This window comes from Roseburia sp. 1XD42-69 (assembly GCF_003612565.1).
Lineage (GTDB): Bacteria > Bacillota > Clostridia > Lachnospirales > Lachnospiraceae > Roseburia_B.
The window spans coordinates 1-11816 of sequence record NZ_RAZG01000047.1 but is presented as its reverse complement, the minus strand read 5'-3'; the positions used below and the strand labels follow the sequence as shown (position 1 = coordinate 11816).

At 46.0% G+C, this 11816-nt stretch carries 12 protein-coding genes and 2 pseudogenes; all 14 read left to right on the top strand.

The features are described from left to right. The first annotated feature begins 12 nt into the window (after window positions 1-12). Window positions 13-483 carry a helix-turn-helix domain-containing protein gene (locus D7Y06_RS17430; protein ID WP_120409017.1) on the top strand — a complete coding sequence of 157 codons (471 nt, stop codon included), beginning with the start codon at window positions 13-15 and terminating at the stop codon, window positions 481-483. Window positions 484-1068: 585 nt separating this feature from the next. Next, window positions 1069-1191 (top strand): annotated as a pseudogene (locus D7Y06_RS26595) (sigma-70 family RNA polymerase sigma factor); the annotation flags it as partial. 780 nt (window positions 1192-1971) lie between these two features. Beyond that, window positions 1972-2328 (top strand): plasmid mobilization protein, encoded by a 357-nt coding sequence (locus D7Y06_RS17425; protein ID WP_120409016.1) that lies wholly within the window; start codon window positions 1972-1974, stop codon window positions 2326-2328. An 18-nt stretch (window positions 2329-2346) separates the two neighbouring features. Continuing rightward, window positions 2347-3708, top strand: coding sequence for a relaxase/mobilization nuclease domain-containing protein (locus D7Y06_RS17420; protein WP_243119372.1), 1362 nt, complete (start codon window positions 2347-2349; stop codon window positions 3706-3708). Continuing rightward, entirely contained in the window at window positions 3705-4007 is a 303-nt protein-coding gene (locus tag D7Y06_RS17415; protein ID WP_120409015.1) for a hypothetical protein, read from the top strand. Before D7Y06_RS17420 ends, D7Y06_RS17415 begins: the two co-directional genes overlap by 4 nt. Before the next feature lie 108 nt (window positions 4008-4115). Then, entirely contained in the window at window positions 4116-4595 is a 480-nt protein-coding gene (locus D7Y06_RS17410; RefSeq protein ID WP_120409014.1) for a hypothetical protein, read from the top strand. A 1210-nt stretch (window positions 4596-5805) separates the two neighbouring features. After that, window positions 5806-6648 carry an AraC family transcriptional regulator gene (locus tag D7Y06_RS17405; protein WP_120409013.1) on the top strand — a complete coding sequence of 281 codons (843 nt, stop codon included), beginning with the start codon at window positions 5806-5808 and terminating at the stop codon, window positions 6646-6648. Further along, window positions 6638-7537, top strand: a complete 900-nt coding sequence (locus tag D7Y06_RS17400) for a DMT family transporter (protein WP_120409012.1) — start codon at window positions 6638-6640, stop codon at window positions 7535-7537. Before D7Y06_RS17405 ends, D7Y06_RS17400 begins: the two co-directional genes overlap by 11 nt. Further along, the gene (locus tag D7Y06_RS17395; protein WP_120409011.1) at window positions 7530-7949 is read left to right on the top strand and encodes a hypothetical protein; all 420 of its coding nucleotides are present in this window, start codon (window positions 7530-7532) and stop codon (window positions 7947-7949) included. Before D7Y06_RS17400 ends, D7Y06_RS17395 begins: the two co-directional genes overlap by 8 nt. After that, complete coding sequence (locus tag D7Y06_RS17390) at window positions 7922-8173, top strand: hypothetical protein (RefSeq protein ID WP_147415706.1); 252 nt, start codon at window positions 7922-7924, stop codon at window positions 8171-8173. The genes D7Y06_RS17395 and D7Y06_RS17390 overlap by 28 nt, the downstream gene beginning before the upstream one ends. 3 nt (window positions 8174-8176) lie before the next feature. Continuing rightward, a complete protein-coding gene (locus D7Y06_RS17385) occupies window positions 8177-8599 on the top strand; it encodes a DUF2000 domain-containing protein (protein ID WP_120409009.1) in 423 nt (140 codons plus the stop codon). A 332-nt stretch (window positions 8600-8931) separates the two neighbouring features. Then, window positions 8932-9636 (top strand): LytR/AlgR family response regulator transcription factor, encoded by a 705-nt coding sequence (locus D7Y06_RS17375; protein ID WP_120409007.1) that lies wholly within the window; start codon window positions 8932-8934, stop codon window positions 9634-9636. An 11-nt stretch (window positions 9637-9647) separates the two neighbouring features. After that, window positions 9648-11060: a sensor histidine kinase gene (locus D7Y06_RS17370; protein WP_120409006.1), complete on the top strand. Its 1413-nt coding sequence runs from the start codon at window positions 9648-9650 to the stop codon at window positions 11058-11060. Window positions 11061-11300: 240 nt separating this feature from the next. Beyond that, window positions 11301-11816, top strand: a pseudogene (locus D7Y06_RS17365) (hypothetical protein); the annotation flags it as partial.

Genomic DNA, 11816 nt, shown 5'->3' with positions numbered 1-11816 from the left:
AGGAGGTGGGACATGGAACAAGCAATGATAGGAAAATTTATATCAGCCTGTCGAAAAGAAAAAGGGCTTACGCAAATGCAGTTGGCTGAAAAATTAAATATTACCAATAGAGCAGTCTCAAAATGGGAAACGGGAAAAAGTATGCCAGATGTTTCGCTAATGCTTGATTTGTGCAACATACTGGGCATAACTGTAAATGAACTGCTTAGCGGGGAAAGGATTATTATGGAGGATTATCAGAAAAGAGCAGAAGAAAACCTTATGGAATTACAGGCGAAAAAAGAAAAAGCACAAGGAGAATACAATTCTATATTGAAAATTTTGATTGTAACTTTCAGTTCATTTTTTGTGCTTAATATGGTTTTGAATTATTTCTTTCCAGAAATAAACTTTAACAATCTGTTGGGTTTGCCATCGATAGCTATTGCCGCTATTCTTTTGGTCAAGTGGTTTTTTAAAAACTATGAGATAAAACCAAGATAAAGACAAATGATTTTATCCTATTGATATGAAAACCCTATTTATCGGGTAGGACAATATATCATCACAGAGCCCGACGCACAGACGCAGAGCCGATGAACAAGTGAGCAATCACAGGTTTATTGGCTCTATTCTATTTTATAAGGTTTTACGGCAAACGCCCACCATATAAAAAAACGGTGTGTGGTGGGCGATTATGCTATGCTCAAAAAGACTTAACAGACACTCTCCAGACCTGTTTTTGTAGGTTGGAGAGATTTTTTATGTTCTTTTTTCGGGCAGTAATCTATCTGCTCATGCAACGCAGATTTGACTTATACATAGCATATCGGGGAACGGCAGGAAACCAGTTAAAAAAATCCCTGCCCATGCAACGCTGCTTCTCACCATGAAACCAGAAGTAGAATCTCCGCTTAACAGAATATGTATCTCCTATAACCGTAGAGGTCACAGAGCCTTTGCGGTTTTTCTTATGTCGTTTTTTATCGGAATGTGCCGCAGGGCTGTTTCTGCTGTTGGCTGCCGTTCCCCACCCTTCCAATCTGGATTTTAGTATTTTCAAAAATTTTAGATTGGAGGAAAAAAAGAATGGCATACAACAACGGACGGGAGAACAGGAAATGGCTTATCTGGAAAGAAGCCGAGGAAAAAATATTGCGGGAGCATGGAGTTCATGAGACCATCATTGAACAAATCCGCACAGACGACAGGGGCTATCTATGCAAGGTTAGACCATCTGCGGAAAAAGTTGCGGAAGATTTTATAAGCATCTAATAATTTCTGTTTTCTTATGGACTATTGGGTGAGGGATAAAATTACCTTGCCCAATTTTCAAAATAGGTGAATAAAATTTCCGTCCACAGGGAATACTAAAAAGTTTGCCCAAAATCTTGACATGGATGCAGCCGCTATGGTATTCTGAAATACCAGTGAGAGAATTGGAAGATTGAAAATTAAATAGCACATAGATGGAAGAATGGAATGTCAGCCAATGGACAAGGCTGACCGCCGCCGAATGTATGCTGACCTTTTCGGCTGGCGTATGGCAGCAAGGTTTTGAATCCCAAAGCCGTTACATAGCATTGCGAATCCGAGCAGGAGAAATCACTCCTGCCATTCGTGATGTCGTGTAGCGGCTTTTTCATTTATCCAAAAGTCAAGAGAAACCGAATCCAGAACGGAGGTGCAGGGACATAGGATTTTCTTTTCGGAGGGTAAGACAGGCGTTAAGAATGCCGCTGCACAGGAAATATGGTTCCCGAAAAGTCGCTAGACTTTTTGGGAGAAGGAGGAGCAGTGGAGTGAGTGATTTTCCGTGCCTGCACGGAAATGAGCGATACGGAACTTGTGACGACGCGTCCACAGAGATAGCGAGCATCGGATTGTGTCAGCCACAATCCAAATCCACGCCGCTTGTGGGCGTGGACTAACTCAGGGAACATCCCTGAATACCCTGTTAAAAATGAAATTCAAGACTGGAGGATAAGAAAAATGAGCAGAGAAAAACCAGAAAAGGACGTGCGGAATGTCCCGATTACCGTCCGATTGAACGAGGAAGAACATGAAAAATTAAAGCAGTGCGCCGCCGCTTGCGGTCTGTCCGCAGCAGAATTTATGCGCCAGTTATGCAAAGAAAACGCCCCGCAGCCACAGCCTAAAGCCGAGTTTTGGGAGCTGTTAAACAAGCTCTATGAGGTGCATGACGCTTTCAAAAAGTGTGTTCCCTACTATCCGACCGCCGCCGAAATCTGTATGGAGATTGAAGATTTTATCTTAGAACTGCAACAGAAATCAACTCTCCCACAACGGTTTAGCGTAGAAGAATTGACAGAACAGGAGGCGGTTTGATATGGCGGTAACGAGCCTATGGCATGTCAAGGTACTAACACCAAGGGGAGCATAAATGACTTAATTGACTATATAGAAAATCCAGAAAAGACCGTGCCGAATCGGGAAATGCAGGACTTCTTTGACGTGTTCTCCTATGTGAAGAATCCGTTAAAAACAAATGAGGGCGAGTATGTTTCCGCAGTCAACTGTCTGAAAGAAACAGCATTACAGCAGATGATTTTAACGGAGAAACAGTACCAAAAGACAGGCGGGTATATCGCTTGGCATGGTTACCAGAGTTTCAAGCCAGACGAGGTAACGCCTGAACAATGCCACGAAATCGAATTGAAACTAGCAAGGGAAATGTGGGGTGATAAATACCAGATAATCGTTGCCACCCACCTTGACAAAGGACATCTCCACAACCATTTCTGCTTTAACTCCGTTTCTTATCTGGATGGGAGCAAATACAATTACTCAAAATTGGAGCAGAAACGGTTAAGGGAAGTGTCCGACCGCTTATGCCGAGAGTACAGTTTGTCGGTAATTGAAAACCCGAAGAAAGCACCGTCAAGACCGCTTTATCTGGATGAAAAGAACGGAAAACCCACACGGTACAATGTCTATCGGGAGGATTTAAGGGAGGCAATCAACGGGAGCAGGGATTTACAGCACATGATGAAATACCTTGCCGACAAGGGATATGAGGTTGATTTTTCGGGCAGCCATTGGAAAATGAAGCTGCCGCAGTACAAGCATTTCACAAGGTTAGACACGCTTGATGAGCGGTTGACACCCGATTTCATACGGTCATGTTTAGGCGGGACTTCCCGATATGGAAACCACAAAGCAAGGATTTCCTATTCTCCCCATATGCCAGAGCAGTATAAAAACGCATGGAAACCGCATCAAAAAACCACAGGGATTTTAGCGTTGTATTACTACTGGTGCTATCAGTTGGGGGTATTTCCCAAAGACACGGACTACAAACCGACAAGCCCGCTGATGAAAGAAGAATTGCGGAAACTGGACGAGATTACCGCACAGGTAAGGTATATGTCAAAGCATAACATCTCCACCCTCTCCGACTTACACGCCGACAGGGAGAAAAACCAGACCGAGATGAATAAACTGATTGACTACCGCCAGCACTTGCGGAACAAGGTACGCCGTGCCACACCAGCCGAAAAAGAAACTCTCCGAGCCGAAAAGCAGGACGTGACAGAGCGGATAACGGAGTTTAGAAAACGTCTGAAATATGCAGACGGGATTGAAAAACGCTCCGCCCATATCGACAACTGCTTAGACCAAATCCACGACACGATGGAAAACCAGCGTCCAAATCGGCAGAAACAGCCAGTAAAAACAGACCGCAGGAGGGAGGAATCATTGCGATGAGCAGACTGTCAGAGGAAGAAATACAGGCGATTATGGAGGAATACAAGGACGTCCCTATGGTAAATCCAGACAAAATATATCCCCCTCTGCCGCCTGTCCAGAACGTCACGCCCCTTGTCCGCATCCCAGAGCCGATGAGCATTACCGAGAAAATCGGCGGCACGGAATACACCGTCAACGCCCACTTCCGAAAAGACGGGAGGGATTTGCTTGTAATGCTTACGGATATTTTTCGGCGTGGCGCACAGGGATATGGATTTTATGATGATGGGAATTGGGGTGATGATGACGGGGAATAACAGGCAACGGAAGAATTATCGCTTTAAAGCGTTGAAGTTTAAGGGCAGATGTGGTACACTGTACCTACACTTCACAATACCGTGTCTGCTGTCGGAAAGGAGAACTTTATGAAAAGACAGCAGGAAGAATTTACGGCATTATATTGTAGATTAAGCCAAGATGACGGACGGGAAGGCGAAAGCAACAGCATTGTAAACCAAGAGAACATTTGTCAAGGGGGATTTCACCATAAAAATGAAATCCCCCCCCCCGTTAAACTAGGATTAGTATCTCAAAATAAAGTATATCACATATACCCAACTCAACAGTCCGTGAAAAATGGCCCACCCAACAGAGTGCCAAGTAGAATAACTAATTACCATTGCCAAAGCGCTGCCAAATGTGATACCTGTCTTTACTGTTTTTTCGACAGTTTCTCTTTTTTGTTCATCCATGTATATGTATCCTCCCCGAAATTTCGATTTATCGAATTAACACGAGCCAAGTATACCACTAATGCGAATGACATTCAACCCTCATTTATAGGCGTTGATAGTACTGGCAAGCAAGGCACCGGTATATACCCGGCGCAGCTTGTTGGTGGCTGAAGGCCCCCAAGCCCCCGGTGATCGGCGCGGCTGCGTCCGATGCACAAGCCACCGTTGGCGTCTGCTGATTATATACCGGCAGGGAAGGACACCCCGGCGAAGCCGCCCCCGGAGGGCGCACGGCTGCCGTCAGGCAGTACTACCATCGGCCCTTGGCAGGTGGTGAGTAAGTGCGCTCTTAGGAGGGGGGCCTATAAAGAAGAAGGAGCGCCCAGGTCATTCCCAGACACTCCCGCTTCGGTTCCCTTCTGCTGGTCGATCACCGCCTTTTCAGCCTGTGTCATTTTGCCACAAATGAACCGTCAGCCAATGTGTATTTGGATGGTGAAACCACCCTTTACACAATACATCTCAGAAAGAATATCTGATGAAATACGCCAAAGAACACGGTTTCCCTAACCCAAAATTCTATGTGGAAATGTAAACCGCTTAATTGATACAAAGGGCATGAACAGAATATCGGGGAAACCGCTGAAAACAAGGGGTTCCGGCACATTGGTTGTTGCCGGAATCCCTTTGTTTGATTTTGGGGCTGTGCTAGGGCAGCATGGGAGCGGCGGTTATGGACGGCCACAGTGGTCACAAGTCTGACCCCTCTGTGGCTGTTTTGACCCCTCCCCTTGTCCAGCGTGGCCCCTCTGCGTCTTGGAGAATTTATGTGAACAATATCTAACAGCCGCCCAGGCGGCTATTCAGAAATAATGCCATAGGAATTTTGGTACTTGCAGGCAAAAGTATACTTTCACGCAAAAGTCAGGGGTTTCCGTGATAGTATAAAACGGAAAGGTAAAAAGGTGTAGGATATTGTTGGTTTTTGCGGAAAAGGGTATTAGCTTGACGGAAAATGCTGTCGGAAAACGGGGGATATGATACAAACACGGAAACTGCCCGGAGTTTTCGTGTTTGTATATGAGTTTCCGTGATAATATGGAGTTTTGCGTGGTAGTATATAGAAAAATTGAAAAATGATAGCGAGGGAAAAGGGGGGGATGTTCAATGACCCTTTTTTTCATTTTCAGGCAATTCATGAATTTCTTCATTTCTAAAATGCAGCCTTCTAATAAAATCCCCCAATGCACATAAAACCGTTTCTTTTTATCCAGATAATTCCCACAAGAAATGAAACCAATAAATCTGAAAAATGAAGATATTTTACAAGACGCAGGAAAAAATAAGAGGTAAAATGGCTTTTGACAAGGAGGTAATCCACATGAAGAAAGAAATAAGGACAGTGGTATACGATGATGAATTGAGGATGGAGGCATACCGCTTTGAGGGAATCGTGCAGCCCTTTCCAAGCCATTTCCATGAGCATTATGTCATAGGTTTTGTGGAGAAAGGGGAGCGGGTGCTTTCCTGCCGTGACAGGGAATATGCCATAGAGGAAGGGAGCATTGTGCTTTTCAATCCGGGCGACAGCCATGCCTGTGTGCAGAGTGATGAAGGGACGTTTGATTACCGGGGATTTAACATTTCAAAGGAGGTCATGCTCGATCTGGCAGAGGAAGTTACCGGGAAACGGGAACTTCCGGGATTTTCAAGAAATGTTATCTGTGATGAGGAGATAGCCTGCCACCTGCATCCTCTGCATGAGATGGTCATGAAAGGAACGGGGGAGTTTAAGAAAGAGGAAACATTGCTGTTCCTGCTCTCGTACCTCATCCAGAATTATGGGAAGCCTTTTGAAAGCTGCATCCCGGAATGCAGACAGGAGATTGAAAAAGCCTGTGAATACATGACAGCACATTTTACGGAGCGCATCTATTTAGACCAGATATGCCGCCATGCGGGGCTTAGCAAGTCAACGCTGCTGCGGGCCTTTACAAAAGAAAAAGGGGTCACGCCGTACCGATACCTTGAGACAGTCCGCATCAATGAGGCAAAGAAGCTGTTATCGGAAGGTGTGCCGCCCGTGGAGGCGGCCATAAGGACAGGGTTTTCCGACCAGAGTCATTTTACAAATTATTTCAATCAGTTCATAGGGCTTGCGCCGGGGACTTACCGTGAAATATTCTCGGAAAAAGACGGGGACGGTGAGCAGCATGGGGAATAGGAGATCAGCCGGGCATCTGGCGGCGCTGTTCACTATCATCATATGGGGAACGACATTCATATCCACCAAAGTCCTGCTTACGGATTTTAAGCCGGTGGAAATCCTGTTCTTCCGCTTTGTCATGGGTTTTGCGGCGCTCTTTTTGGTCTGTCCGCACCGAATGAAAGGCGTGGGGCGCAGGCGGGAGCTGACTTTCGTGCTGGCGGGTTTGAGCGGAATATGCTTATATTACCTGCTGGAGAATATCGCGCTTACATATACGATGGCGTCCAACGTGGGAGTCATCATCTCGGTTGCGCCGTTTTTCACGGCAATCCTGTCACGCCTGTTCTTGAAATCGGAAGGGAAGCTGCGGGCAAATTTTTTTATAGGCTTTGTGGTGGCGATGGCGGGTGCCCTGCTGATCAGCTTTAACGGCTCTAAACTGGAGCTAAACCCGATGGGGGATCTGCTGGCAGTCCTTGCGGCATTTGTGTGGGCGTGCTATTCCATACTGACAAGGAAAATCAGCAGCTTTGGCTACCCGGTCATACTCACCACGCGGCGGACGTTCTTTTATGGCATCCTGTTCATGGCTCCGGCATTGTTCCTTTTCGATTTTGAAGTCAGGCTGGAACGGTTTGCGGATATGACGTATTTACTCAATATCCTGTATCTTGGGCTGGGGGCTTCCGCGCTTTGCTTTGTGACATGGAACCTTGCGGTAAAGGTGCTTGGCGCGGTCAGGACCAGTGTCTATATTTACATGGTTCCTGTCATAACGGTGGTGACTTCCGTGTTAATACTGAAGGAGCCGGTAACGTGGGTTTCCATTATGGGGACGGTTCTGGCGGTTGCAGGGCTTTTCCTTTCTGAATATAACGGGAAAGGGAGTGGGAACAGTGAATGAGCCTGCGATAAGGACGGAGGAGCAGATCATCAGCCTGTTCCCAGACAGGGAAACGCAAGTCTGCCGGGGATGGGTGCTGAAAAGAATGGAAGGGCAGCTTTTGGTCTATCCGCTGTATTACAAATTTTCGGAAGGGGATATCCCGGGGAACATCCGCAGGTGCGAGGAAATCAGCCGTCAGTGCGGGGCAGGGTGTGTGTTCCGCATCGTGGAGCATACCAATTACCACCTGAGTTCCATCCTTACGGACAATGGATACGGACTGGAAAAATGCGGCGTGGTCGGTGAATACAGTTTAACAGGGGATGCCGGAAAACTGTGCATGAAAGGGAAATTGTCGGAGGGATTGTTCCTAAAAACGGGAACGGCGGGACGGAGTACGTCATGGCGGGAGAGATGGTTGTCGGGATAAAGCGTCAGGGGCTTTTATTCCTGCCGGACGGGAACCTGCCAGAAATAAGATTGGAGGATATCCTGCGGTTTGCAGCGGCAAATGGAATTGTAAAGATACTGGCAAATATTCCGGGAAGGGAAGAACTATCGGAGCAATATGGGCGGTTAGGTTTTTACAGGGCTTATCTATACCGCTGTTATCAGAAAAAACAGGAGGAGAAATCCTTCGGAAAAGAGGAATAGAAAATGGATTTACAGAATGAAAAATGTGTCATGGTGATTGACGAGAACCTGCCACTTGGCATCATAGCGAATACGGCGGCGATCATGGGCATTACGCTGGGGAAGCAGATGCCGGAGGTTGTAGGTGCGGATGTGTATGACAGGACGGGCAACGGTCATTTGGGGATCATTGAATTTCCTGTGCCAATCTTAAAGGGAAATGTGGAGGTGATCAAGTCTATCCGTGAGAAGCTATATGAGCCGGAATTTTCGGATTTGACGGTGGTGGATTTCTCAGACCTTGCGCAGGGGTGCAAGACCTATGATGAGTTTATCGAAAAAATGAAGAATGTTTCAGAAACGGAACTGAATTATTATGGGGTTGCCATCTGTGGTGCGAAAAAGAAGGTAAACAAATTGACAGGGAGTATGGCTCTGCTGAGATAAAGGATATACAAAAGCTAACCGCCGCAGATGGCTTACCGCCATATGCGGCGGTCTGCCGTTTTCGCAGGCAGGTTTGACAGCAGAAACCGCTTGGAAAGCGGGGAAATCAGAGTTAATATGCAAACACGGTGGTTTGCGTTTGTGCCGCCTTGCGGGGGCAGCCGCCCCTTTTGTGAGGGATATTGAGAGCGGCAGAGGGGATATTAAGGATAAAAAATGTCAATCCAGTTACGCTGTCAAATCGTCTATTCACGCTGTCGGAGTTAAAAAAATTATTATTTTTCCGATACACGAAGTAAAGCATTTTTAGGGATAAATGCTGAAAGAAGGAGGTGGAGGCAATCAAAATAGCGGTCTGTGATGATGAAAAAAATATAAGGAGCTACATCTGTTCGCTGGTTCGGAAACAAGGAGTGGAGTGTGAGGTTACGGAATATGCCACGGCGGAGGACTATCTTTTAGCGAGGGCTGAATGTGACCTGCTGTTTCTTGACGTTGAGCTGAAAGGTCCGGATTCATCAATGGATGGTATGGAAATGGCAAAACGGATCAGGGGCATGGAAGATATCAAACAGCCCGTCATCATATTTGTCACGGGCTATGAAAAATATGTGTATGATGCCTTTGACGTGGGGGCTTTCCAGTATCTGCTGAAGCCCGTTGACGAAGGGCGGTTTGCCGAGATTTTTCAAAGGGCGGCACAGCAGGCTGGGCAGGGTAAAAGAGCGCTGATGATCCAGTATGGGAATACGGGAAAAACAATACCGTTAAGCGACATCTATTACATGGAAAGCCAGAACCATAAGATAGCCGTCCATATGAAGGACGGGGTTTTGGAGTATTATGCAAAAATGAGCGATCTGGAAGAAGAACTGCAGGGGCAGTTCTGCCGTGTCCACAAAGGCTATCTGGTCAATCTGTCCTATGTGGATGAATACAACAAAACAGAGGTAACGCTGACAAATGGGGATAAGCTCCTGATTTCAAAATATAAGTATGAAGATTTTGTAAAAGCGTACCTGCGGTTTATGAAATAGGAGGGCTGTCATTGAGCGAGGCAAGTTTTACACTGTTCCAAAATACAGCGGTGGGGATTGAGGTCGTTCTGTATGCCTGCTGTCTGACGGCATTTTTCTATCCGTATATGGCGGGGCGGAAAAGGGGGCATCCGGCAGATATCATAAAGATGCTGACTGTGTTTGCATCCTATTCTATCATCTATTTTTTTAACATGGCAGTCAGTATGGGAACATTGGTCTGCATGATTTCAGTAATAGTCCTGTTGACGCTGGCGGCAAGGTATTTAGGGATGGAAAAGAAAGCTGCACTGTTCATGGGGGTAGTATTCTTCTGCATCAGGAACTTGAGTTCGTTGGCGGTGGTGAGCGTGAATTTTTATATAATCAGGTATTGCGGAAAGGGGGCGGATGCGGCGAAGGTATTGCAGAACACTGCTTTGAATTTTTTCATGGTAGAACTGTTACAGTTTATGCTTTTTTTCGTGCTGCTGTATATGGCGGCACATGAGATCAAAAAATGCAGGATAGAGCTGCATATAGGGGAATTGTGCTATCTGTTGCTGGCGCCTGTGACGGGCATCTTGTTTGTAAATATCCTATTCCGGATTCTGACAGTGGTGGCTAAGGGGGATTTGATTATTCGGCTTTATGAGCAGTACCCGGTGCTGATAGGGATTATACCTGTGTCTGCAGCACTATTTTATGCCAGTATTCTGGTGACCATAATATCCTATCAGAAAGTGGCAGGGCTTCAGGCGGAAAAGAAAAGATATTTTGTGGAACAGCAGCAGGTCCATGCCATACAGGAACGGATGGCGGAGGTGGAGCAGTTTTATGACGGCATACGCCGGATGAAGCATGAGATGAAAAATCATCTGACCAATATCAAGGGGCTGCTTGAGAGTGGGAACTATGGGGACATGGGGAATTACATTTCCAGAATGGATGAGAGCATGGATGCCTTTGAGTTTTCCATAAAGACAGGGAATACCGTTACTGACGTGATTGTGAACGACAGGCAGAAAGCTGCGGAAAAGCAGGGCATACGGTTCCGGTCAGAATTTACCTACCCGGAATCGGAAAAGTATGATGCCTATGACATCGGCATCATTATAAATAACCTGCTGCAGAACGCCTTGGAAGCCTGCGGGAAAATGCGGCAGGGCGACAGGTATATTATTATTTCCAGCAGGCAGAAGAGAAAGTTCTTCCTGATCGAGGTCAGAAACCCGTTTGAAGGGGAGATTATCATGGATGCGGATACGAACCTCCCAATCTCTACAAAGGAAAAAGAGCCTTTCGGAAAGAAAGGTTCCATGCACGGGTTCGGGCTTTCCAATGTAAAGAGGGAAGCGCAAGAATATATGGGGGACATAGATATCAAGATAAAGAAAAATGAGTTCAGTGTAACGGTGATGTTACAGGAAAGGAGACAGGTATGAGCATCGGTAATGCAAGCGGCATTGGGGGTTAATCCGTATAAAGGGAGTGCGGAGTGAAAAAAGTAATTGCAGTAATTTCAGCGAAAGGGGGTGTTTGTCATGAAGTTTGACAGGGGAAGTTAGGCGGTATGTCTGCATGGAGGTAATGAACCGCTCGGACTTATTACAAGGGAGCGGATGCGGCTCTGAACGACAGAGGGGCTGCTATAAAATAATTGATGACAATGGAGGATTTGAAAAATGAGCGTAAATGGAATAGGGGTGGGTTTTCCCGCATGGCGTGATATGGGAAAGTCACAGAGGAATGGTTCGGGAACAGGATTTGCAGGCAGAATGGCTGGTACAGATATGGTGAGTGAAAGTTCTGGTTATAATTTCCTTTATTCAAAAGCGGGAGGAAGGTTTTCTGCATATGATGCATATTCCATAATGGGCAGTATGGGTTCAAGGTTTAATACAAATAATCTTAAGGCAGAAACAAATCAGCCAGTTGAAAAAGTAGAAAGTGAGCGGTATCTAATTGAACCGTCCGATGAGATATCTGGATATTGGCGTATATATGATAAGAAACTTGATAAATCATTTGAGTTTGATCCCAATAATACATCGGTACAAACAGATGGCAATTCGGGTAAAAATTACATCGTGGCGACTGGCCCAAGGGGAGGGCTGATGGATGTCGTGCCCGCTGGCAGTGAGCTTATGGAGACATTGGCACAGTTTTTAAATGTCGATAATGCAGACAGTATTCCTACA